This is a genomic window from Brevibacterium sp. Mu109 (assembly GCF_900169375.1).
Lineage (GTDB): Bacteria > Actinomycetota > Actinomycetes > Actinomycetales > Brevibacteriaceae > Brevibacterium > Brevibacterium yomogidense_A.
The window spans coordinates 104,745-127,963 of record NZ_FXZF01000012.1 but is presented as its reverse complement, the minus strand read 5'-3'; the positions used below and the strand labels follow the sequence as shown (position 1 = coordinate 127,963).

The window sequence follows — 23,219 nt, the reverse complement described above, 5'->3', positions numbered from 1 at the left end:
TACTCTCGTGCACAGGCTCGTGGTCCTCTGAGATTCGGATGTCTTGACAACACCCATCACAGCAGGACCACGAGCCGTTCTACGTCAACGACGCGACGCTCCCCATCACCACGAACCGGGAAGAGCCAGTGAACGGCCCGTCGTAGAACTCCCAGTCGACGAAGCGCTCCGGGACGGTCGCCTGGACTCGACCCGTGCTTGCGGCTCACGGCTGGCGCGGCATCGTGAGGTAGCGACGCAAGGCGTCCGCGCGCTCGCTCTCGATCTGGCGTTCGACCCTGTGACGACGGATCGCCGTCGCATGATCGACCTCGTGGTGATGTACGGAGGGCTCGGGGTGACGCAGCGGCGCAGCGGAACGCGTCGTGCTCCTCGCCCAGCGGATCAGGGCGAGACCGACCGACAGCGCGATGCGATTCGGAATCGGATAGGGACGGGAAACAGACATGAAGAATCCTCGGAACATGTTTTCGGGCATCATGAATAGCCCGACGAGAATGGCGGGATGAGCGAACCGGCACCATTGAATGAATGCACGCGATATTCAGCCGAACGAACGAACAGTCGGACGGCCGACTCGCTGGATTCATGGAAGTGGTGGAAATGATTCGCGTAAAAGCACGGACACCAAGGCGACGATCTGCAGCAACCGTGAGATTCGGCTTCGCGGGCAGACACCTGACCGGAAAGGGCTGCCGAGTGGCAGATCTATCAGAGAGGTCCACGGGACCGCAGAAGCAGAGTTCAGGCGAGGGTTCTCACACAGAGCGCACCATGACGCGCACACCTCACCGAGCGACTTACCGTTCGCCTAGCACGGTGGACAGATGACACTGGCAGAGTCCATCGAATGCGCCCCATGCGCCCCTGAAGACCCCACAATCACGCGCCGGCGGCTGCCGTTAATGAGCGCAGTGGAAAGCACGCCGCGCAAGCAGCGGGAGGGCTCTGCCTCCGAGTGCACCAAGGGACGGTCCGCCTGTCGCGGATACGAGCGTCGTTGCGTCGTAGATCATCGTTCCCGCCCCCTTTCCAACTGAAAGCAGATGCCGATCGTTCGGCATTCATTTCACAGACTCGAGATCGAACCCGAGTGACCCATCCTCGAAACTCCGAACAATTGGAGTACGGGGAGGAAATCCACGATCACAGTAACACGGTCATTCGAACGGCCACAAGAGTTTCGGGCAACAGAATCAAGAACTCCTGCATCGGCCGTGGTCACACCGTGTTCTTCAGCGTCGGCACCACCAGCACCGGGGATGCGCTGCGGTTGAGCACGGACTGACTGACTGATCCCATGAGCAGACCGGTGAACCCTCCGTGGCCACGAGTGCCGACCGCGACCACCGATGCGGTCCGCGTCGCCTCCGACAGCACACCGGCAGGCGTTCCGTCGTAGAACCGCCAGTGGACGTCGAGCTCTGGATGCCTGTCCTTGACGATCGTCACCAGCGTGGCGAGGTGGTCCGTGTAGTGCGATCGGATGCTGGGGATGTCGATGTTGTGCTCGACCGGATTCGGGTACCACGCATCTGCGTTGAGCGGAGTGGCGGACACGAGCGTGAGGGAGCGCCCGAACATCTCCGCGAAGCGCGCTGCGGCGAGCGCGATGCGACGGGACGGCTCTCCGAGGTCGACGCCCACGACGATCTCCTGCCGGAAGTTCATCTGGTCCGCGACATTGTGGAACCCCTTCCCACGGGGCCTGGGCGGCGCGGACTCGGACAGCAGCTCGGTCGGCTCTGTCGCCGCATGCTCGCCGCCCGGCTGGTCCTGCCCCGGGGCGAAGATCTTACTGGGGTCCGGCGTCTCCCACTTCTCCGGGATGACGAGCGCCGAACAGTGCCCGTGCGCAGCCAGAGCCCCCGACACACTGCCGAGGAACCGGCCGGCGAACCGATTGCGTCCCCGCTTCCCGACGACCGCCAGGCGAGCGGAGGCACTCTCACGCACGAGCGCATCCGCTGCGTGCTCGTCGAAGGTGGCGAAGCTCGCTTTGACGCCGTCAGCCTTCGCCTGCTCAGCGAACGCCTCGAGCGGATGACGCGAGTTGGACTCCATCGCCCTGCGGAAGTTCTCTGAGACCGTCAGCCCCGATTCATGATCGGCGAACGTCACGCTGTAGCAGCCGACCAGCCGCAGGCTCCAGCCCTGCCTCTTCGCGATGGCGAGCGCCACTTCGAATGCTCGTGCACTGTTGGCGGATCCGTCGACGCCCACCAGCACCTGATCTTTGACCGTGGATTCGCGAATGTCGTTCATGTCACGATTTTACTCCTCAGCACAGTGGAACTGTAGATCCGTGACAGCAATGAGACCCTCCAGAATTAATGCAACCCACGGGTTGCACTCACGGCCGATTTGGCGCACCATGGACATGCAGGGCGGTCATCCGACGGCTCGCACCGCTCGCAGAGGAGCCGATGATGACCGACCCAGACATCCCTCAGCCACCCGATCTCGCCGAGGTCCCCGATGCGCCAGACGTCCCAGACGAGATCGTCCGCTCGATCCGCATCGCCGCGGATGCGCAGACCGTCTTCGACATCGTGAGTGAACCCGGCTGGTTCATCAATGACGGCGAGTACAGAGAGCATCAGGTCGTATCGGACGGTACGACTGCACGTGTGACGGACCCCGTCCTCGGCCAGTTCGAGGTCGGCATCGTCGCGCTGGAGCCTCCCCACCGCGCCGTGTTCTGCTGGCTGGGAGGCGATGCGGGGTCCCTCGCCGACGCCCCGCGCAATACCGTCACCTTCACGGTCGAACCCAGTGAGGACGGCGTCGTCCTCACGGTCCACGAGACCGGGTTCGCCTCGCTCGACGCCGATGCCGTCGACAGGCGCCGGCGATTCGAGGAGCACTCCGCAGGATGGGTGGAGGAACTCGCCGTGGCACGCGAGCAGTCTCTGGTTCGTGCGGGCCACCGAGGTTGACCTCCACGGGCAGATCCCCCGACAGCCGACGCACTTCAGATTCGACAACTGACTCCAACGACGGATCGCTCGTCGGACCCGCCGCCGATGTCGTGTTCACAGCCCTCGCTGACCCGACGCGGCGTCGGATCCTCCAGTCCCTCGTTGACCGGGCCGACGATGCCGGAGCACTCGGACACGATCTGGGGATCAGCCGTCAGGCGGCGGCCAAGCATCTGCGGATCCTCGAGGAAGCCGGCCTCGTCACCGCGACTCGCTCGTCCCGTCGCCGCGTCCATGCGACCGATCCAGCCCGGATCCGCGAACTGTCCGACCTGCTCGGCACAGTCGCGCGAGGGTGGGAGCGTCGACTCGAGTCGATAGCCGCGCAGTCAGAAGCGAACGAGAAGGGGACACTGAGACCATGACGACCACATCCAGGTCCGACCTCTCCCGCGACCCCCTGCCCCTTGGCGGGCGCAGTGTACTCGTCACAGGTGTGAGTCGTCGTGCGGGGATCGGGTACGCCCTCGCCTGCCGTCTCGCGGCCTACGGCGCGAACGTCTTCTGCCACCATCACTCCGCCCACGACCGGGACCAGCCGTGGGGCGCGGATGACACTGACGCCGTCCTCGGAGGCGTGCGCTCCCACCTCGTGGGCGAGGCACGAGTGGCGGGCATGAGCGCGGACCTGTCCGGGAGTTCGGGCGCGGATGATGTCGTCGACGCCGCAGTCGCGGAGTTCGGTCGCCTCGACGGACTCGTCTGCAACCAGGCACTCAGTGGGGCCGATGGCGCACTCGGCGACCTGACGGCCGACGACCTCGACCGCCACTGGGCGGTCGACGCGCGCGCATCGCTGCTGCTCGCGCAGGCGTTCCTCCGTCACCACAGAGCGGGAGACCCGGCGGCAGTCGCCTTCCTCACCTCGGGCCAGAGCCAGGGTCCCATGCCCGGTGAAGTCGCGTACGCGGCGGCGAAGGCCGCGCTCGCGGGCGTGACGCTGACTCTCGCGGATCAGCTGGCAGGTCGGGGGATCCGCGTGAACACGGTGAACCCCGGGCCGGTCGACACCGGCTACCTCACGCCCGAGGCCTGGGAGACGGTGTCGGAGAAGTTCCCGTCGGGACGCTTCGGCGAGCCCGACGACCCGGCCCGCCTCCTGGCCTGGCTGCTGACCGACGAGGCCCGGTGGATCACCGGACAGGTCATCCACTCCGAAGGTGGGTTCGCCCGCTGGCGGTAGGTGGCCCCGGTCATCGGGTCAGCGGGCAGCCTCGCCGGTCGCAGCTGCAGGAGTACCCGCAGCTGCCCCAGCTGCCGCAACCGCCTCCGCGTCCGTCTCCGCCGCCTCCGCCCGCAGCCGCGACTCGACCTCCCGGGTGAACCGCGCGACCTCCTCGGCCGCCTGCTCCTCACCCCACCCGAGCACGGGAGCGACCAGCCGGGATGCGGCCTCCGTGGCGGCCACCCCGCGGTCCGGCACCTCGAACTCGAGCCGCAGCCGGCGATGGAGGACGTCCTCCAGATGCAGGGCGCCTTCGGCGCGGGCGGCGTAGACGACCTCGGCGGCGGTGCAGTGCTCGGCCCCCGGCAGAGGGTGGGCCAACGCGGGCTCCGCATCGATCAGCGCGAGCAGGTCCGCCAGCCGTCCGCCGTACCGCGACAGCAGCCTGTCGAGTCGGGCCTCGTCCCAGCCATGGGCACGCAGGTCGCGGTTCGCCAGCAGCAGCGAGCGTCGCGATGCGGACAGCTGGGCACCGTCCGCGCCCAGCAGCGGCAGGTCCTCGGTGCGCGACCGCGACCGGGGGAACCGGCTGCGCACGGCGAAGTCCACCGCATCGGCCGCCATCACACGGTACGTCGTGAACTTGCCGCCTGCGATCGCGCTGAGCCCGGGCGCGACCTCCAGGACAGCGTGCTCGCGGGACACCCTCGCACTGTCGCCCGTTCCGTCGACCGGCTGGAGCAGCGGCCGCAGCCCCGCGAACGAACCGACGACGTCCGCCCTAGTGAGGGGACGTTCCAGCACCGCGTTCGCGCCCTCGAGCACCCGGTCGATGTCCGTCGCCGTCACGAGGGGGCGGCCGACGTCCTCGTGCCACGGCGTATCCGTCGTCCCGATCAGCCACAGGTCGCCCCACGGGATGATGAAGAGGACCGACGTCTCCGTCCGGGTGATGACGCCGACCCCCGCGGGCGCGTCGATCCGGTCCCGCGGCACCGTCACGTGAATTCCCTTCGACGCGAGGACCTCCAGCCCGGTGTCCGCGTCAGCCGAAGCCTGCTGCTCGCCCGTCCACACGCCCGTCGCGAGGATGGTCGCGTGCGCGTGCACTGAGATCTCCGCGCCCGTCTCCTCGTCGCGCACCCGGGCGCCGGTGACTCGGGCGCCGGTGATCCTGCCGCCGGCAGCTCCGGCTTCGTCGTCGGCCGGTGCCTCCTCGCGCAGGTAGTCCACCACTCGGGCGTAGTTCGCCGCCGAGGCCCCCAGGCCCACCGCTGATCGCACCAGTGCCTGCGTGAACCGGGCGTCGTCCACCTGGGCGTCGTAGTACTCGATCCCGCCGTAGGGCGTCGCGAGACCCGGGAACCTCTCCCGCGACTGCGCGGCACCCAGCTGCCGGTGGGTCGGGACCGCCCGCTTCTGCCCGACCCGGGCGGACATGACGTCGTACAGGGTCACGCCCGAGCCGACGTAGACGCGATCCGCCAGTGGGTTCTCGAACGGGAGGATGAACGACACCGGCTTCACGAGGTGCGGGGCGATCCGCGTCAGCAGCAGATCGCGCTCCTTCAGCGCCTCCGCGACGAGGGGGAAGTCGAGCATCTCGAGGTACCGCAGACCGCCGTGGATCAGCTTCGAGGACCGCGACGAGGTGCCGGTCGCCCAGTCGGCGGCCTCGACGATCCCCACGCTCAGACCGCGAGACGCCGCATCCAGTGCGATGCCGGCACCGGTGACCCCGCCGCCGACCACGAGGACGTCGAGCGGAGTGGCGGGTGAGGTGCGGGCGAGCGCGCGGAGCGATGCGGCTCGGGTGAGCGGATTCAGCGGGGCGGGGCGCACGGTGGACCTCGTTCCGACGCGGGGGCCTGGGCTTCCAGCCTAGTGGTCACGATCCGCGCACGGCCATGTCTGCCCAGCCACACGAGAGCACGCCGCGACACAATGCGCGGACACGCTCTCAGACCCCGGCGAAGCGTCAAGGACCCTGGTTACATGTACCTGGTACATGTACCTGACCGACGCTGCGCGGGGGGCCTCCGCCCACCCGCAGCGAACCCGTCCCCGCAGTGCACCGATGACCCAGGAGACCGCCGATGAGCTACAGCCCGCGCGACCGCCGCTCTCTCGCTGCCGCTGCGGCCGGCGACGCCGAGGCGCCCACTGCAGCGATTCCGGCGACAGCAGCCCCTGCCGCAGGAGCTCCCACCGGCGCTGCCCCCGCCGATGCGGCAGCCACCGGCACGGCGCCTACCGCGGTGATACCCACCACCGCCGTGCTACCCACGACTGCGGAGCCCACCCCGGGGACCTCCACAGCAGCGACCGCACCCGTCGCAGGCGCAGGCCTGCCCCCGTCTACGGTATCCGGCCCACCGAGATCCTCGTGGTTCCACATCCTCCGCACGGCATTCCGCGAGTTCATCGCGGATGAGTCCATCGACCTCGCCGCCGGTCTCACCTTCCGCGGGCTGCTGTCCGTGTTCCCCGCTCTGGTAGCGCTCGTGTCGATCCTCAGCCTGCTCGGCCAGGGAGGGTCGGTCATCACCTCGGTGCTCGATGAGGCGGAGAAGGCGGCTCCCACAGACACGCTGAGCACTGTGCGCCCCTTCCTCGAATCCGTGCTCGACACCCCCGCGCCGGGCTGGGGGCTCATCGTCGGCCTCGCCATCGCGCTGTGGTCGGCGTCCGGCTACGTGAAGGCGTTCAGCCGCGCCATGAATACGGTCGTCGGAGTACCGGAGGGACGCGGCTTCTTCGTGTTCAACCTGGTGATGTACCTGCTGACCGCGCTCATCCTGATCCTCGGCGCCCTGGTCCTGCTGGTCTTCGTCATCTCCGGTCCGATCGCCGAGGCAGTGGGCGGCCTGCTCGGGATGGGCGACATCGCGCTCATGGTCTGGAACGTCGCGCGGTGGTTCGTGCTCACCTTCGTCGTCGTGCTCCTCGTCGCACTGCTGTTCCACGCGACCCCGAACGTCAAGGGACTCCGATTCCGCTGGCTGAGCGTCGGCGCCCTCGTCGCGATCCTCGTCTCCATCCTCGCGACGCTGGGCTTCCTCTTCTACATCTCGCAGTTCGGCACCTACAACGCGACGTACGGCGCGCTGACCGGCGTCATCATCCTCATGCTGTGGGTCTTCATCATGAACTCGACCCTGCTGTTCGGCGCTCAGCTCGACAGCGAGATCGAGCGCATGCGGCAGCTGCGCGAGGGCCTGCCCGCGGAGGAGGAGCTTCAGCTGCCCGTCCGCGGCACGAAGGCCAGTGACAGGCAGGCCAGGAAGTACGCCGACGACGTCCAGCGGGGCCGCGCCATCCGCCTCTCAGCGGCCGCGAGTCGAGGTGAGACGGTGCGGGCCAGCTCTGGTGAGGACCGGTCCGGTCGGGGCGAGTCCAGGCTGCGTCGCCGCTTCCGGCCCACGTATGAGCGACGGACCGGCCGTCACTGACCAGCGGAGCGTCCACCGTCAGAACCTCGGATCGGCACTGCATAGTGGATCGCCCGGCTTCGCACCTGAGCTCGCTCCAGCCGACCATCCCGCTCCAGTGCTTTCAGCCGTCGATTCACGGTCGCGTACGTGAGTGAGAGCTGTGCTGAGATCGCATTCGCCGTCACGCATCCGGCACGTACGGCTTCAACCACGGCAAGCAACTCGCCTTCGATGCGACGCGACCGCTCACCGCTCGAGGCGGTCGCATCGCCCAGATTCTGGTTCGTCGGGCCCGCCACAGGTGGAGCCGTGAGCTCGTACGTGGCGTACCGTCGTCCTCCGTACTTCGACACCAGTCCCCTCTGGACTAGATCCCGCAATGCGAGTGTGGCGACGTGCGAGTCGACTCCCCACGCTCGGAGGATCTCGTTCGATGCCGTCCCACGCTGACGCATGATCGCCAGCGCAATGTGCTGGTCGTCGGACAGCCCGTTTTCACCGAGACCCTCTATCCATGCCACCGTCGGAGGATCCAGGAGAGCGTGCTGAGGTACTGATACGTGCACATGCGAGGGGGCAACCTCGAAATCAGGAGGACTCATTCCGGCGCGTCTGAGCCGACTCATCACCCGCGGGAGACCCGATCCCCGGTTCTCGCTGACAGGCAGGCCCGCCGCGTCCGGGATATCGGCGAGGAGCTTCGCGAGAACCGCGTTCCGCGTTGAGGACACATGTTCGACTCCCAGCTGACTGGGCACGACGGCACCGAAGAGAGTTCCAGGACTCTTCACGACGAGCCGGTCAGGATACAGTTCGACCTGGACTTGTGTCCCTCGCGCGAGAGGTGAGTAGTCACGATGCAGGACTGCATTCACGACCAGCTCTCGGATCACTTCGATCGGATAATCATGCCGATCCTCTCGCCCTCCTCCGGTGATCACCGCCGCAGTACGCATATTTCGCCTGGCGGCGGCGAGGACCTCGTGGAGCATGTCCGGGACCGATCCATCACACGTGACGTTGTCCAAGAACCGTGTTCCGTCGTCCAGAGAGTCGCCGATTTCCTTGCCCGGAAGAGCCACGAAGGAGATGAAGAGCTGGGGGAAGAACTGCTGCGGATATCGGCCGAGGCACAGCAGCCCGGCGAGAGTCGGACGCAGCTGCTCATTCGCATCTCGCGCCAGAACACCCGCCATAACGAGTGCAGTCGTGTCGTCCACCTCGGTGAATGCGCGGTTCGGACGCCCCCGGAGCCTCTCAAGAAGCTGGCTCACCCGCTGCTCGTCGAGATCGGCCGCAGTTGCGGCATCGACGACCGCCGCATCGTCGTCGGGCTGCCCCTGATTGCTCAGGAGCTGACTCACCTCATACGACGTCAGTCGTCGATCACCATCTCCGCCGCGAATGAAGGAGCCGTTGTACGCCCCTCGTGTTCTGACGACGCAAGGGCGAAGCAGAGGGTCGAGCGGTGGAACCTCGAGTGCGACTACGGCAGCCCCATCGACCTCCATGATCGAGATCTCACTGCGAACAGGCGGTTCGACAGCATCGGCACATGCGCCGGCGAGCGCATCGCTTATTCGTGCGGGGTCGAACCCCTCAGCTGGCGCGAATCCCTGTTCCTCGTCCAGACCGAGTATCAGCATTCCGCCGGAGCCGTTGGCGAACGCCGACAACGTCTCAGGAACAGACTTCGGCAGTCCTCTGACTGCTGCCTTCACTTCAACCCGGGCGTCGTCGGTCCCCAAACGGCGCAGACGATAGATCTCACCCGCGACATCGCTCTCATCTATCACTTTTGCAGTTTTTCAGTTCACCGATGGAAAGTGCAAAACAAAGTGGTAATCACCACGCCGGGATGAGATTTCAGCCCTCCCTCACCTGCCCAAGCTCACGGCGACGTTGTCGAGCAGCCGCGTCGACCCGACGCGGGCTGCGACCAGCATCCTGGCCTCCTCACCCGGACGGGCCTGTCCCAGGTCCGGGTCGGTGACGACGAGGTAATCGGGTTGGATCCCGTGTGCGGTCAGGACGGCGCGGGCGGCTTCGAGCGCGGCGTCTTCTCCGCCCGCGGCGGCGTCGATGCCAGCCCGCAGAGCGTCTGCGATCGAGGCGGCGAGCGCACGCTCCTCCCGCGCCAGGTACGCGTTGCGGGAGCTCATCGCGAGGCCGTCGTCCTCGCGGACTGTGGCGCCGCCCAGCACCTCGACACCCAGGCACAGCTCCTCCGCCATGAGGCGGATCAGTGTCAGCTGCTGATAGTCCTTCTCACCGAAGATCGCGATATCCGGTCGCACCAGCCCGAACAGCTTCGCGACGACCGTGAGGACGCCCTGGAACATGACGGGACGGTGCTCGCCCTCGAGGATCCGCCCCAGCGGTCCCGGGTCCACCCGCACGGTGCCGTCGAGTCCCGCCGGGTACATGACATCGACGGTGGGCGCGAAGATCACGTCGACCCCGGCCGTCGCGCACTTCTCAGCGTCAGCATCGAACGTGCGCGGATACTCGTCGAAGTCCTCACCCGGAGCGAACTGCGTGGGATTCAGGAAGATCGAGGTGATGACGGTGTCCGCGAGCGGACGGACGTGCTCCATGAGGGACAGGTGCCCGGCATGCAGCGCTCCCATCGTCGGGACGAGCGCGACGGTCCCGGAGGTCGCTGCACGCAGCTCCTCACGGGTGCGGACGACGAGCGGTTCGGGCATGGGGGCCTTCCTGACGGGACTGGTGGGAGCAGATCAACTGGTGGGAGCAGAGCGGCTGGTGTGACGGACAGGACTGACGAGGCCTGCGCGGCTGCGGAAGCTGCTGGGACCTCGGCGGTGGGTCAGGCGGACCGCGTCGGCACGACGAGGACCGGTGACACCGTGCGGCTGAGCACCGACTGGCTCACGGACCCCAGGAGGAGGCCGCTGAATCCGCCGTGGCCGCGGGTGCCCAGGACCACGAGGGCGGCCGTACGGGTGGCCTCCGACAGGACACCGGCGGGCGACCCGTCGAACAGGCGCCACTGCACGTCCAGGTCCGGGTGCTTCTCCCGGATCGTGCTGGTCAACCACGTAAGGTGCTCTGCCCGATACTCGTGCATGGACCGGACCTCGAGCGCACCCTGACCCGGGTAGGGGAAGCGGGTGCCGACGGTGATCGGGACCGCTGCGACGAGGGTCAGCGCGCGGCCGGTGAGCTCCGCATACTCCGCAGCGCGGGCGGCCACGGGGCCGGAGCTGTCCCCCAGGTCGACGGCTGCGATGACGTCGCCGTCGAAGTTGAGGGACTCGGAGACGTTCTCGAACGCGCGGCGGTCCTCGCGCTCCGCGCCGGATGCGGAGACGAGCTCGGCGGGCTCCGTCGCCGCCGCCTCACCGCCCGGCAGATCCTGGCGGGGCGCGAAGAGGGCCTCGGTGGCATCGGCATCCCACCTCGCGGGGATCACCAGTGTCGGACAGGCCGAGTGCGCCGCGAGCGCGCCGGACACGCTGCCGAGGAAGCGGCCGGCGAATCGATTGCGACCGCGCTTGCCGACGACGGCGAGCGCCGCCTCTTCACTCTCACGGATCAGGAGCTGCGCAGCATTGCCCTCCTGCACGTCGGCGCTGACCGGGACCCCTGCGGCCTCGGCCTGCTCGACCATGTCGTCGAGCGGCTTCCGCGCTTCCTGCGACGCCATGTCGCGGAAGGAGCCGAGGATCTGGTCGCCGGCCTCGAAGTCGTAGGGCGGGAGGTCGTACGCCGCGACCAGCCGCAGCGACCAGCCGCGCCGCTGGGCGAGCGACAGGGCGATGTCGAAGGCTCGCGCGCAGTGCTCCGACTCGTCGACGCCGACCAGGATGCGTGCGGTCGTCGTGGAGCCGTCTGTCACCGGAGAATCAGTCGTGTCCGTCATGGCTCCACGGTATCGGGAGATGTACATCACTGTGGAGAGGCGACAAGACGATGCCGTCGAGGCTGGACCCGCCGCATGCCATGGCCGATCGCACCGCTCATCAGCGGCGGTGCTCGACCGCGGCGCCCGTGCCTCAGCCCAGACCTGGGCGCATGCTGAGGACTGCTCGCCCCGACTTCTCGGCTACAGTGAAGGTACTTGCGAACCCGGAGACGGGTTCCCTGCGTCGTTTGGACGCCTCGTCATTCGAACCGTGTGGACAACCGGTTCTCGATTCCGAAGCCCATTCCTTGCGGCGAACGAGCCCACCATCCGGTGTGCCCGCCACTGCCCCGGCATGGTCCTTCGTCATCTCAGATGCGCTGCACCGTGCACCGGCACGTTGAAAGGCTGTTCCATCAGCGCTTCTCAGACTTCTTCTGCCCCGACCACCTTCGCCTCACTGGGCGTCCCCGCTCCGATCGCGCGCGCACTCGCCGCCGACGGCAAGGTCGATGCCTTCCCCATCCAGCAGGACACGCTTCCTGACACCCTCGCCGGCCGCGACGTCCTCGGCCGCGGCAAGACGGGCTCCGGCAAGACGCTCGCCTTCTCCATCCCGATGATCGCCCGCCTGGGCGCAGAGAGGGACGCCGCGAACCTGCCGCAGCGGCCGCGCGGCCTGATCCTCGCCCCCACCCGCGAGCTCGCGACACAGATCGACGCGGTCATCGCACCGCTGGCACAGGTGTACGGCATGCGCACCACCACGGTCTTCGGCGGTGTGAGCGCCAACAAGCAGATCTCTGCCCTGCGCCGCGGCGTCGACATCGTCGTGGCCTGCCCCGGCCGCCTCGAGGACCTGCTCCAGCAGCGCGCGCTCTCGCTCGACGCTGTGGAGATCTCGATCCTCGACGAGGCCGACCACATGGCTGACCTGGGCTTCCTCCCGGGCGTCACGCGGATCCTGCAGAAGACCCCGACCGACGGCCAGCGGATGTTCTTCTCCGCCACGCTGGACAACGGCGTAGACAAGCTGGTGCGCCGCTTCCTCCACAACGAGGTCCTGCACTCCGTGGACGCTCCGGAATCCCACGTGTCCGCGATGACCCACCACGTCTTCGAGGTGCCGAACGACGACAAGAAGGATCTCGTCGCCCGGCTGGCGTCCGGCATGGGCCGTCGCATCCTCTTCACCCGCACGAAGCACCAGGCGAAGCGCTACGCCAAGCAGCTGACGAAGCAGGGCATCCCCGCCGTCGATCTGCACGGCGATCTGTCCCAGCCGCAGCGCGATCGCAACCTCGCGGCTTTCGGCGGCGGACGCACCCGCGTGCTCGTCGCCACGGACGTCGCCGCCCGCGGTGTGCACGTGGATGACGTCGAACTGGTCGTCCACGTCGATCCGCCGGCTGAGCACAAGGCCTACCTGCACCGTTCGGGTCGCACAGCACGTGCGGGCAGCGCCGGCGACGTCGTCACGGTGATGCTGCCGGAGCAGCGCCGGGACACCCAGATGCTGCTGCGCAAGGCCAAGGTCAAGGTCACCCCGGTCACGGTCACTGCGGATTCCGCAGAGGTCGCCCGACTGGTCGGCGAGATCGCCCCGCACGTGGAGCCGGCTCCCCCGGCCCCGCCGCAGCAGCAGGGTCGCGGTGGCCAGGGCGGCCGCGGTGGACGCGGCGGTCAGGCCGGTCGCGGTGGCCAGGGCGGCCGTGGCGGTCAGGGTGCCGGCGGCGGAGGCCGCGGTCGCCGAGGCGGTCGCGGCGGATCCGGCGGAGGCACCGGCGGTGCCCCTCGCGGTGGATCCGAGGGCGGTCGCAGCACCGGTTCCGGCGGCGGTCGCGGCAGCTCCGCGGGCCGCAATCCCGGTCGCGACTCCGGTCGCTCGCGCAGCCGCGCGTACTGAGGCGCCGCGTGTTCTGACGCGCTGACGCACTCGCGTGAGTCAGCTGACGCACGCGAGTGCGTGAACAGACAGAGGCCCCTCGGTCACCATCGGTGACTGAGGGGCTCTCCTGTGCCGCCGGGCAGCGGCCTCTCCCTGAGCACCGCCCGGCTGCTCACGCGAACACAGTCTGGTCCGTCACTCGACCACGGTCAGATCGGTCGCTCGCAGCGTGACGTCCGGTCCCCCGGAGAACGACATCTGCACGAGGTTCCCCTCCTCGTGCGCGCGGGCCTTCGAACCGTCGCCGCGGTAGACGATGACGGTGCGGACATCCTGGTCCGGCTCCGCGTCCGAGGCCCCACGCGCCTCCTCGATCGCGACGTCCACATCGAGGTCGAGCGCGGCCTCATCGATGTAGACGCCGCTGTTGTCGCGCGCGTCGGACAGGATCCCCACGTCCTCCGCCCGCAGGTAGAGCTGACGGAGCTCGTCGTCCTCATCCAGGCCGAACACACTGGTCGCGTCCGGGTCGAGCACGATCTGCTCGATGTCCATGAGCCCGGCCTCGTGCGCACGTTCCAGAGCGTCGGACACGGTCTTCTCGTCCATGGGTGCGACGGCTTCGAGCTCCTCCGCGATGGGCGGCGGCTCCCACGGACCGGCGATCGGCACCACCTCTTCACCGGTCGCTCCGTTCGAGCTTCCGGCCCCGGGAAACGGGTCCACCCCCTGAACTGCCACGGCGGCCGCGTACGCCAGACCCGCCGTCAGCAGCCCGACGACGGACAGTGCTGCGGTCCGCAGCCAGCGCGGACGAGTCCGTCCGGCCTCGGCGTCCGTCTGCGCCGGTGGTTCGAAGGGCAGATCGGCGACCAGAGCATCCAGCTCTGCGAAGGTCGCGGCGGAGACCACGCTGCCCAGTCGCCCCTCGTAGAGGGCATCCGTCAGCCGCCCTTCCGCGACCCCCTGTGCCAGAGCGTCGGTGTACGGCGCCCGCTCTGCGCGTGACGGCCGGAGGTGCTTCCGGCGCCGTGGTCCCGCGCCCGCCTCCGGGGACCGTCGCGGCGCGCTCATTCGCGCACCTCGACGACCCGTTCCCCGTCCGGGGTCCAGGTAACGGTCCCGCCGCCGTCTCCGTAGTCTCCGAGGTCCAGCAACACGCGCACCACGGGCGAGCCGGTCTTCACCCCTGCGTACTCGGTGCCGGAGCCGGGGGCGCCCATGTTGAGCGTGCTCGCAGTGTTCCCGTCATTCCCCGTCGTCTCCGCATACACGTCCGGTGCCCGCACCACCATCGCCGCGATCTCCTCCGGATCGATCGCGGACGGGTCGAAACGTGCATCGGGCACGCCCTCGCCGTACGTGCCCCCGGGTCCTGTCGACACCCGCCCCGCCTGGTCGACGGCGACGATGTCGTAGGTGGTGCCGGACGAGATCGGGACATGGAGCTGAGCCGTGGTGCCGGAGATGTGGATGCGCGATACCTCGTCGTACTCCGCAGCGAGGTCGAATGCGCGGATGACATCGTCGTAGGCGAACGAGGGTGTCGTGCTCGACTGTTCCGCACCGTCGGCGCTCGCGTCCTCTGTCTCCAGATCGCCCGCCTGCTGGGCTTCAGCTATGAACGGGCCCGCGATGAGCCCGCCGGTGATCCCCACCAGTGCAGCGGCGGTCACGACGGCCAGGGTGGCCTGCAGGGGGTCCGGCGACGCCGCCGACCGGCTCTGTCCTGCGCATCCCTGCCCTGCGCATCCCTGCCCTGTGCATCCCTGTCCTCGGCGTGCCCGTGTCGCCGCCCCACCGGGACGGGAAGCCCACAGCGCGGCAGGTCGGCGATGAGCTCTTCGAGGCGCGCCAACGATGTCGCGGAAACCGCTGCTTCAGTGCGCCGCGCGAACTCCGCGTCGTCCAGACGTCCCTGCGCGTACCCCTCGGACAGGAGGTCCCGATATGCGTCCCGCTGCCCGAAGGACGGGCGCTCCGTAGAACGCGGTATCGACATGGTCCCATTGTCGCCCACAGCTCCAGTCGTTCGTCATGGTGGTCGTGCGTGCCGGAATCATGCCCCTTCTCGGGTCGAGGCCGTCTATATACTCAGGAACGGCAGGTGCGCATACACAGGAGAATTGTCATAACCATGACGGAGTTCAACGACACGGCCCCCACATTGTCGAACGGTGATGTCGCGATCCTGCACACGCTGCAGCTGCAGAAGAAGCTGGATTCAGGTCGGCAGCTCTCCCCCGATGAGCTCCAGCTGGTTCCCCGCCACATGCTGCGACCGATCCGGCCCTCCATCGACTCGGATTCGGAGCACATGGTGGCGTCCGGTCCGTGCCGGATGATCATCTGGGATGCTCCCGGCGACGGATCGTACAACGCCACCGGGGTCCCGATGCTCTTCACCGGCACGGCGAACAGCACCGGAATCGCCTACGGCGTGGGGGCAGCGGCGGGAAGCCTGGCTGTGAACCTCATGGGCGCGCGCAAGGCGAGGCAGAACTCCCAGCAGCGCTGGATGGACCTCGTTCCACAGGGTGCGGTCACTGTGAGCACCCACGGGTTCTACGTGGAGTCACAGGACCACGGACTGCTGACGTGGGGCTGGGGAGCCTTCGACTCCGTCGAGTGGATCGCACCGTCCGCAGTCGAGATGCTCATGCAGACGGAGGAGGGCACGGCACGGGTACGGTTCCTGTCCGATTGGGCAGAGCTCGTCTTCATCTCGTGGGTGGAGGTCTGCCACAAGCAGCACCCCGGGAAGTACACCTGGTTCTCCCCGGACTGGATCGAGCGGGTCCGCACCATCACCGGCATCGACCCGTTCACCGATCGACCCGTCGACGAGATCATGGACTGATTCGGTGGGACGCCCCCTGGTGGTCGTCCGCGAGCCACGGTCCTGAGCCGAGGATCCGGTCTCGCACCGTCTGACCTGCTTCTCCCTCGGTGAGCAGCCCGCGCCGGCGCAGCTCCGGCGTGACGTAGCGGCCGAACCGCTCGAGGTCCGCCGGACGCACTGCTGCGGACACGTTGAAGCCGTCGACATCGGTCTCCTGCATCCAGCGCTCCAGTTCATCGACGACGGTGGCGGGCGACCCGACGATGACCGGTCCGCGGCCACCGATCGCGACGAACTCAGCGAGGTCCCGCACTGTCCAGGTCTTCCCGTCGGACAGGGTGGTGAACGAGGCGAGCGCGGACTGGTTCGCATCCGTCGCGACGTACTCCAGCGGCGCGTCCGGTTCCGCGCCGGCGAGGTCCACCCCCGTCCACCCGCCGAACAGGGCGAGCGCGGACTCCGTGTCGACGTGCTCGCGGTACTCGTCGAACCGCTGCTGCGCCTCCTCATCGGTATCCGCGACGACGATCGTGGCGAGCGTGAAGATCTTCACCGCGTCCCGCGGGCGTCCGCGCTCCTCGAGGCCGTCGCGGATCCCGTCGACCCAGCGCCGCACCAGCTTCGTGGTGCCGCCGGACAGGAAGATCGCCTCCGCGTGGTCGAGCGCGAACTGCTGTCCCCTGCTCGATGACCCCGCTTGGAAGAGCAGCGGCGTCCGCTGGGGTCCCGGCGCGGTGAGCGCCTGCCCGGGCACGGAGAAGAACGTGCCGGAATGCTCGATGTCGTGCACCTTCGCCGGGTCGACGAAGACGTTCGCCTCCGCATCGGCGCGGACAGCGCCCGGCTCGATCGAGCCCTCGAACAGTTTGTACATGACCTCCATGTACTCATCCGCCCGGTCGTATCGCTCGTCGTGCGGTATCTGACCCTGCATCCCCAGGTTCCGCGCGGCGGAGTCCTGGTAACTCGTCACGATGTTCCACGCGACGCGACCGTCCGTGAAGTGGTCGAGGGTGCTCAGTGTCCGCGCGAGCAGGTACGGCTGCTCATACGTGACGGAGGCTGTGACTCCGAAGCCCAGGGTCTGGGTGACCGCCGCCATCGCGGGGATCGCGACGAGCGGGTCGAGCAGGGGGAACTGCACCCCGCCCCGATACGTCGCATCGGCGCCCCCGCCGTAGACGTCGTAGACACCGGGGATGTCCGCGAGGAAGAGCGAGGCGAAGCCCGCCTCCTCGAGCGTGCGGGCCACGTCGGTCCAGTAGGACAGGCGGGTGAAGTCCGCGACCCCGGATTCGGGGTGCCGCCACAGGCCCGGCGACTGGTGCACCGGCACCATCATGTCGAAGGCGTTGAGCTGGATCGGCTTCTGAGTCATCAGTGGGAAGTCTCCTGAATCGGTCGGTGCGTGTCAGCGGGGGCTGTCCTCCGGGCCAGGGCCTCGGCGCGGGCGGGGTCATGTGCGGCGAGCGCGGCGACGCCGGACAGCACGCAGAGCAGCGTGAGGTACGCGCAGATCAGCCACGGCGTGCTTCCGCCGGCGACGAACAGCAGCGCCGCGACCATCGGCATGATCCCGCCGCCGATCACGGTGCCCAGCTGGTACCCCATGTTCACGCCTGAGTAGCGGACCTCGATCGGGAACTGCTCGGCGAACCACGCGGCCTGCGGTCCGTAGACGGCGTCGTGCGCGAGGTTCATCCCCAGCACCACGATGATCGGCAGGAGGATCAGCGGTCCGTTCTCCAGGAACGCGAAGAAGATCCAGCCGAACACGCCGATGCCGATGATGCCGCCCAGCGTCACCGCCTTGCGGCCCACCCGGTCGGACACCCAGCCCCAGAATGGGCCCGTGACCAGTCCGATCGCAGAGGCGATCATGACCGCGGTGATGCCGGAGGTGGAATCGCCCCGCCGGTCGGCCAGGTACGTGAGCATGTACACGGTGATGAGGTAGTACACGCTGTTCTGCGCCAGGCGCAGGCCGATCGTCACCAGGAGCACGCGGGGGTGGCGGGTGACGACCTCCCACAGCGGCTGCTTGGAGATGTTGCCTGACTTCTTGTGCTCGAGGAATTCCGGCGCGTCGGACACTCCCAGGCGGATCCACAGGCCGAGCACTACGAGCAGCGACGAGGCCAGGAAAGGGATGCGCCAGCCGAACTGCGCGAACTGCTCGTCGGTCAGGAAGGTCTGGACAAGGAAGAACGCGCTGGTCGCCAGCAGCATGCCGGCTGCGGAGCCGATCTGAGTGAAGGATCCGAAGAGGCCGCGGCTTCCCACAGGTGCGTGCTCGACGGACAGCAGTGCGGAACCACCCCACTCGGCGCCCGCGGACAGGCCCTGGACGATGCGCAGGATGACCAGGCCGAAGGCTGCCCACCAGCCGATCGTCTCGAACGTGGGCATCAGGCCGATGAGGGTCGACGCGATGCCCATCGCCAGCAGCGAGGCGACGAGCAGAGCCTTCCGCCCGATCCGGTCGCCCAGGTGGCCGGCGATGATGCCGCCGAACGGGCGGGCGAAGAAGCCCACCGCGAGCGAGGCGAAGGACGCGAGCGTGCTGCCCAGCTCCGTTCCCGTCGGGAAGAACTGCACGTTGAAGACGAGGGCGGCCGCGGTGCCGTAGAGGTAGAAGTCGTACCACTCGATCGTCGTGCCGGCGAAGGCGGACGCGAGCACGCGCTTCTTGCCGGCGAACGGTCCCTGCGGGGAGGAGGGAGCCGCCGCCGAGGTCGCCGTCACCGCCGACGTCATGCGCTCGGCCCCGCCGTGGTCGCCGTGGTCGCCGTGGTCGCCCTCGCGGCCCCGGACGTCGCGGCTGAGGCGGACGTCGCCGGCTTCGCGTCACCGATCGCGTTGAGCCCCACTGGGAGGGTTCCGTTGATCCAGTAGTCGCCGATCGCACGGGCGCGGAAGGCGATCGGATTATGGGTGGCGACGGTCTGCGCGTTGCGCCAGTGGCGGTCGAGCGCCTTCGACGTGGACGTAGCGGAGGCGCCTACGGTGAGGAAGAGGTCCTGTGCGGCAGCCAGGGCGAGTTCGGGGACGGTGATCTGCGCGTGCTCGACGGCGATCTCAGATGTGTGGACGGCCTCGGGCACGGGGCCTGTGAAGTCCGCGCGGTCCGCACCGGAGGCGGTCGCGGCCTCGATCCCCTCGTCGAGGATGCGGGCGGTCTGCAGGACCGTCGCCTCGGCGGCGTACGCTTTCGCCGCGATGCGGCCGGTGGCCTCCTGGATGAGCGGGTCCTCACGGAAGGGCAGGCCCAGTCCGGTGTTGAAGGTGCGCTTGCGGGAGCTGATCGTCGCGGCCGCGTCGCGGCGGGCGGCCCGGGCGATGCCGGCCAGGACGGCGAGCAGCACGTGCTGGAAGAACGCCGCCTCGTGGATCGCCTCGACGGTTCCTGTGACGCGATCGAGGACGGAGGTGTCCTCGACGGCGACCTGGTCGAACGTGGTCGTGCCGGTGCCGGTGAGCTTCTGACCGAAGCCGTCCCAGTCGTCCTCGACGGTCACACCCGGCGCATCGGTCGCGACGACGGCGAAGCACCGCCCGTCCTCGCCGTCGCGGGCAGCGGAGATCCGGGTGAAGTCGCTGAAGATCGTGGCAGTCGAGTAGAACTTCTGACCGCTGATGGTCCACGCACCGGGTCCCCCGGACAGGACGGTGTTGAGGGTGCCGATGCTGTTGCCGCCCTTCTCCGTCGAGGCGTTGCCCACCGTGCGGCCTGCGAGGACGCGCGGGTACCAGGCGTCCTGGATCTCACGCGGCTGGAAGCGCAGCGACTCGAGGAAGCCGTAGTGGGAGCGGTAGATGTGCGCAATGTTGGAGTCGGCCTCAGCGAGGTCGATGAGCAGACGGGTGAAGGTCTCGATGGTCACTCCGGGGCCACCGTGCTCGACGGGGACGCGGAGCGTGCCGAATCCGGCCTCGTCGAGGGCCTTCACCTCGTCGAACGGGAGACGGCGGTCGAGTTCGCGGTCGAGCGCACAGTCGGCGATGCGGGCGAAGAGAGGCCGGTAGTGCTCCGTGAGGGAGGCGTAGTCGGCAGGGAGCGTGCTCGGCGGCGTGGGTGCTGTGGTGGTCGACATCCGTGGTGGGCCTCCTGTGCGGCGGGCCGTGCTCCGTCGCCTCGTGTGATCGTCGGGCGCGGTGATCAGGTGATCGTGTGCGCTGTCGGAAGCGAACGTAGTTCTGCGCACCGCGCCACTGTGTCGCGCACGTCACACGGCTTCACGGGGTGTCACACGAGGACGCAGAGGGACGGACCGGAGCTGCTCAGCTCGACAGTGCGACCGTCTCCCCGACCGCGGCCGAGGTCGTCGCCCAGTCTGCCAGTCGGTTCGCCACCTGCTGCCTGCCGACGGACATGGAGACGGTGCGCATGTGAGGGTCGGAGTAGAGGGGTCCTCGATCCTCGTCGAGGAGATTCACAGGACGGGCGATGGTCCAGTCGAGCGCAGAGGCACGCACGATCTCCTCCTGCAGCTCGTGATCGCGGAACTGCGGACGCAGGAGCCCGCCGATGATGAGCGTCATCTGCAGGGACAGACCTGCAGAGGAGTCCCCCACGCCGTAGCTGGACAGGACCACCAGTCGACGGACTCCCTGCTCCTCCATCGCGCGGATGACATGGCGGGTCCCTGCAGAACGCACCTGAGACGAGGTCCGGCGAGCCCCGCGCAGGCGCACGGACAGCGGGTTCTCGCTGATCCCCAGCGCGACGACGACGGCATCGACTCCTGTGAGCGCGCGGGAGACGGCACGGGGGTCGAGGACGTCGGTGGGGCGATGTGCGACGGAGGCTTCCGTCGGCGCGGTGCGGGAGACCGCGACCACATCGTCTCCCGTATGCGTGAGAGCGCTGATGACTGCGGATCCTGTGCGACCGGTTGCTCCGACGACGGCGATGAGCGGCATGACTGATTCCTTCCGAGGGGACGAAGAGCCCGTGCGGCGCCTCCGTACACCTCCATCGTCCGTCGGATCGTGTACCCGATCTATGCCAGAATCAACCGTATCCATGACTGTTCGTCCGGCTCGTGGAGGAGCGGACGGCACGCGCGACAGAGGGAGGCCCATGGAAGCGAACGATGACGCGCGGTCGCTGACCGGCCTGCTGCGGTCGACGGGGATCTTCCACTGCGACACACGGTTGGGTGAGGACACCGCCCTGCGACTGCCCGCAATGCCGCGCACGGTGATGCTCCACCTCGTCCTCCACGGGCGATGCACAGTGGCGACGGCCGAGCACGCTGTGACGCTGGAGGTCGGCGATCTCGCGCTCCTGCCTCACGGCCGTGGACACACCCTGTCGACCCGGGTCGTCGATGCCGAGGCCCGGGGGACGGACCGCGGGGCGAACGCGAGTCGAAGTGGGGTCGGCTCCGCAGACACCGGGGCGATACCTCTCGAGGACACCGTCCGGCCGCTCCTGGGCGGTATCGTCGAGCGGCTCGCGCTGGGCGACGGGCCCGTCGTGGCTCACGCAGTCTGCTCCGCTCTCACGGTGCAGCATCCTGCGGCTCCGCCCCTGCCGGCGACACTCGACGACCTCCTCGTCGTGCGGGCCGATACGCGCAGCGCGGGCCTGAGGACGCTCGTGAGCCTCATCGACGACGAGGTCTCCTCGGGGCGGCCCGGATGGGTGGAGGTCGCGTCGAGACTGATCGACGTCGTTGCGATGCAGGCGGTGCGGAGCGCACTGGAGTCGAACGAAAGCGGGCCCGGGATCTGGACTGCGGTGACGGACCCTGCGCTCGCTCGGGTGATGCGGGCGGTGACCGAGCACCCCGGCGAGGACTGGAGTGTCGGCCGCATGGCCGCCGCGGCGGGCGTGTCGCGGTCGGCGTTCTCCCAGCGGTTCCGGGAACGCGCAGGAGAGGCGCCGATGACGTGGGTGACCCGCTACCGGATGAGCGTCGCCCGCGGACTGCTCGCCGACGGTGTCCCGGTGCGGATCGTGGCCCGCGACACCGGGTACGACTCCGAGGTCGCATTCCGCCGCGCGTTCGCACGTGAGACGGGCATACCGCCGGGAGCGGTGAGGCGCGGCACCGTTGAGAGAGCGTGAACTCCGGCGCTGCACGACGTGCGAGCTGTTCAGAGCTTCGACTGCGTGGGCCGCATGACCTGGAACGCCATCTCGCGGAACGCGGCGACAGCGACGGAGTCGTCACCCTCCCGCGTCGCCAGGAACACGCGCCGCTCGAGGTCCTGCTCCAGCCTCTTCGTCACCAGCGAGTAGCCAGCAGGGACGGCCATGACGGGCATGAGCGTGATCGCGATGCCGGAGCTCGCCATGGCTGCCGCGATGAAGTACTCGCCGACTTCTGCGACATGGACGGGGGCGACGCCCATGTTCGCGAACAGTCCGTCGAGGACCTGACGGTCGTCATCCTCGACTCGACCGACGATCAGCGCCTGCCCGTCCAGGCGCGTCAGATCGACGGGCTCCGTCCAGAGTGCCGCCGCATGATTCGGCGCCGTCACCAGCCGGAGGAGATCGGCATGGAGGAACTCAGCGATGAGTCCCGGCTGTTCGATGCCGCCCGGGATCTCCGGATGCTCGTGGACCAGGGCCACGTCCGCCTCGTGTCGACGCAGCAGCTGCAGCGCTTCATCGCGCGGCACCTGGACGAACTCCAGACCCAGGCCCGGAAACCGTTCGCGCAGCGGGGCGAGGATCTTCGGCAGCAGGCTCGCAGACGCCGATTGGAAGGTGGCGATCCGCAGCCGGGCGGTCTCCATCCCCGCCAGCCTCCTCGCGCTGTTCTCCGCCTGCGCAAGACGCAGCACCACATCCCGACCAGCCTCCACCAGCACGTCCCCCGACGGCGTCAGTGTGACTCCACGGGAATGCCGCGACACCAGATCCATCCCCGTCTCGCGCTCGAGCTTGGAGATCTGCTGGGACACTGCGGCGGCCGTGTACCTCAGGGACCGAGCAGCGGCCGAGATGCTGCCCTCATCGCGGAGCGCCATGAGCATCCGTAAACGCGGAAGATCCAGCACGTAACTTTTCCTTACAGCAGGGGC

The 23,219-nt window shown here is 68.4% G+C and carries 21 protein-coding genes; 7 read left to right on the top strand and 14 right to left on the bottom strand.

Annotated elements, in window-relative coordinates; translation table 11 throughout:
• Window positions 1-205 precede the first annotated feature (205 nt).
• Complete coding sequence (locus BSP109_RS09265; RefSeq protein ID WP_180959676.1) at window positions 206-448, bottom strand: hypothetical protein; 243 nt, start codon at window positions 446-448, stop codon at window positions 206-208.
• A 773-nt stretch (window positions 449-1,221) separates the two neighbouring features.
• Window positions 1,222-2,265 carry a universal stress protein gene (locus tag BSP109_RS09260; RefSeq protein ID WP_101600141.1) on the bottom strand — a complete coding sequence of 348 codons (1,044 nt, stop codon included), beginning with the start codon at window positions 2,263-2,265 and terminating at the stop codon, window positions 1,222-1,224.
• Window positions 2,266-2,429: 164 nt separating this feature from the next.
• Here BSP109_RS09260 and BSP109_RS09255 point away from each other — a divergent pair, with 164 nt between their 5' ends.
• The 3 genes from BSP109_RS09255 (at window position 2,430) to BSP109_RS09245 (ending at window position 4,164) form a co-directional block, all read left to right on the top strand.
• On the top strand, window positions 2,430-2,939 hold the full coding sequence (locus tag BSP109_RS09255) for an SRPBCC domain-containing protein (RefSeq protein ID WP_101600140.1): 510 nt from the start codon (window positions 2,430-2,432) through the stop codon (window positions 2,937-2,939).
• 92 nt (window positions 2,940-3,031) lie between these two features.
• On the top strand, window positions 3,032-3,346 hold the full coding sequence (locus BSP109_RS09250) for a helix-turn-helix transcriptional regulator (RefSeq protein ID WP_257944628.1): 315 nt from the start codon (window positions 3,032-3,034) through the stop codon (window positions 3,344-3,346).
• Window positions 3,343-4,164 (top strand): SDR family oxidoreductase, encoded by an 822-nt coding sequence (locus BSP109_RS09245; protein WP_101600138.1) that lies wholly within the window; start codon window positions 3,343-3,345, stop codon window positions 4,162-4,164. Before BSP109_RS09250 ends, BSP109_RS09245 begins: the two co-directional genes overlap by 4 nt.
• A gap of 18 nt (window positions 4,165-4,182) precedes the next feature.
• On the opposite strand, the gene BSP109_RS09240 is transcribed toward BSP109_RS09245, so the two are convergent.
• Complete coding sequence (locus tag BSP109_RS09240; protein ID WP_180959675.1) at window positions 4,183-5,988, bottom strand: glycerol-3-phosphate dehydrogenase/oxidase; 1,806 nt, start codon at window positions 5,986-5,988, stop codon at window positions 4,183-4,185.
• A gap of 254 nt (window positions 5,989-6,242) precedes the next feature.
• On the opposite strand from BSP109_RS09240, the gene BSP109_RS09235 reads away from it, so the two are divergent.
• Window positions 6,243-7,598, top strand: a complete 1,356-nt coding sequence (locus tag BSP109_RS09235) for a YihY/virulence factor BrkB family protein (protein ID WP_101600137.1) — start codon at window positions 6,243-6,245, stop codon at window positions 7,596-7,598.
• On the opposite strand, the gene BSP109_RS09230 is transcribed toward BSP109_RS09235, so the two are convergent.
• The 3 genes from BSP109_RS09230 to BSP109_RS09220 all read right to left on the bottom strand — a co-directional run bounded on the left by BSP109_RS09230 (window position 7,592) and on the right by BSP109_RS09220 (window position 11,466).
• Window positions 7,592-9,328: an ATP-binding protein gene (locus BSP109_RS09230; protein ID WP_219618522.1), complete on the bottom strand. Its 1,737-nt coding sequence runs from the start codon at window positions 9,326-9,328 to the stop codon at window positions 7,592-7,594. The two genes, BSP109_RS09235 and BSP109_RS09230, sit on opposite strands and share 7 nt — an antisense overlap.
• A 129-nt stretch (window positions 9,329-9,457) precedes the next feature.
• Window positions 9,458-10,288 (bottom strand): pantoate--beta-alanine ligase, encoded by an 831-nt coding sequence (gene panC / locus BSP109_RS09225; RefSeq protein ID WP_101600136.1) that lies wholly within the window; start codon window positions 10,286-10,288, stop codon window positions 9,458-9,460.
• 122 nt (window positions 10,289-10,410) lie between these two features.
• Window positions 10,411-11,466: a universal stress protein gene (locus tag BSP109_RS09220; RefSeq protein WP_180959674.1), complete on the bottom strand. Its 1,056-nt coding sequence runs from the start codon at window positions 11,464-11,466 to the stop codon at window positions 10,411-10,413.
• 382 nt (window positions 11,467-11,848) lie between these two features.
• Here BSP109_RS09220 and BSP109_RS09215 point away from each other — a divergent pair, with 382 nt between their 5' ends.
• Entirely contained in the window at window positions 11,849-13,354 is a 1,506-nt protein-coding gene (locus BSP109_RS09215) for a DEAD/DEAH box helicase (RefSeq protein ID WP_257944627.1), read from the top strand.
• A gap of 177 nt (window positions 13,355-13,531) precedes the next feature.
• Here the strand turns inward: BSP109_RS09215 and BSP109_RS17490 are convergent, their stop codons facing one another.
• From BSP109_RS17490 to BSP109_RS17990, 3 genes are read right to left on the bottom strand one after another with little or no spacing between them, the layout of a single operon-like run.
• Complete coding sequence (locus tag BSP109_RS17490) at window positions 13,532-14,410, bottom strand: DUF1707 domain-containing protein (protein WP_219618521.1); 879 nt, start codon at window positions 14,408-14,410, stop codon at window positions 13,532-13,534.
• Window positions 14,407-15,012 carry a hypothetical protein gene (locus tag BSP109_RS09205; protein WP_101600133.1) on the bottom strand — a complete coding sequence of 202 codons (606 nt, stop codon included), beginning with the start codon at window positions 15,010-15,012 and terminating at the stop codon, window positions 14,407-14,409. The genes BSP109_RS17490 and BSP109_RS09205 overlap by 4 nt, the downstream gene beginning before the upstream one ends.
• Entirely contained in the window at window positions 15,009-15,338 is a 330-nt protein-coding gene (locus tag BSP109_RS17990) for a DUF1707 domain-containing protein (RefSeq protein ID WP_146001112.1), read from the bottom strand. The genes BSP109_RS09205 and BSP109_RS17990 overlap by 4 nt, the downstream gene beginning before the upstream one ends.
• Window positions 15,339-15,473: 135 nt before the next feature.
• Between BSP109_RS17990 and BSP109_RS09195 the strand changes: the two genes are divergently transcribed.
• Window positions 15,474-16,196, top strand: coding sequence for a hypothetical protein (locus BSP109_RS09195; RefSeq protein WP_101600131.1), 723 nt, complete (start codon window positions 15,474-15,476; stop codon window positions 16,194-16,196).
• On the opposite strand, the gene BSP109_RS09190 is transcribed toward BSP109_RS09195, so the two are convergent.
• From BSP109_RS09190 to BSP109_RS09175, 4 genes are all read right to left on the bottom strand, one after another.
• On the bottom strand, window positions 16,186-17,556 hold the full coding sequence (locus BSP109_RS09190) for an LLM class flavin-dependent oxidoreductase (protein WP_101600130.1): 1,371 nt from the start codon (window positions 17,554-17,556) through the stop codon (window positions 16,186-16,188). The two genes, BSP109_RS09195 and BSP109_RS09190, sit on opposite strands and share 11 nt — an antisense overlap.
• Entirely contained in the window at window positions 17,556-18,923 is a 1,368-nt protein-coding gene (locus BSP109_RS09185; RefSeq protein WP_257944626.1) for an MFS transporter, read from the bottom strand. Before BSP109_RS09185 ends, BSP109_RS09190 begins: the two co-directional genes overlap by 1 nt.
• A gap of 8 nt (window positions 18,924-18,931) precedes the next feature.
• Window positions 18,932-20,272, bottom strand: a complete 1,341-nt coding sequence (locus tag BSP109_RS09180; RefSeq protein WP_101600128.1) for an acyl-CoA dehydrogenase family protein — start codon at window positions 20,270-20,272, stop codon at window positions 18,932-18,934.
• Between the two features lie 187 nt (window positions 20,273-20,459).
• A complete protein-coding gene (locus BSP109_RS09175) occupies window positions 20,460-21,101 on the bottom strand; it encodes an NAD(P)-dependent oxidoreductase (RefSeq protein WP_180959673.1) in 642 nt (213 codons plus the stop codon).
• Window positions 21,102-21,261: 160 nt separating this feature from the next.
• Here BSP109_RS09175 and BSP109_RS09170 point away from each other — a divergent pair, with 160 nt between their 5' ends.
• On the top strand, window positions 21,262-22,254 hold the full coding sequence (locus BSP109_RS09170; protein ID WP_180959672.1) for an AraC family transcriptional regulator: 993 nt from the start codon (window positions 21,262-21,264) through the stop codon (window positions 22,252-22,254).
• A 29-nt stretch (window positions 22,255-22,283) separates the two neighbouring features.
• Here the strand turns inward: BSP109_RS09170 and BSP109_RS09165 are convergent, their stop codons facing one another.
• Complete coding sequence (locus tag BSP109_RS09165; protein WP_146001111.1) at window positions 22,284-23,195, bottom strand: LysR family transcriptional regulator; 912 nt, start codon at window positions 23,193-23,195, stop codon at window positions 22,284-22,286.
• Window positions 23,196-23,219: the final 24 nt, after the last annotated feature.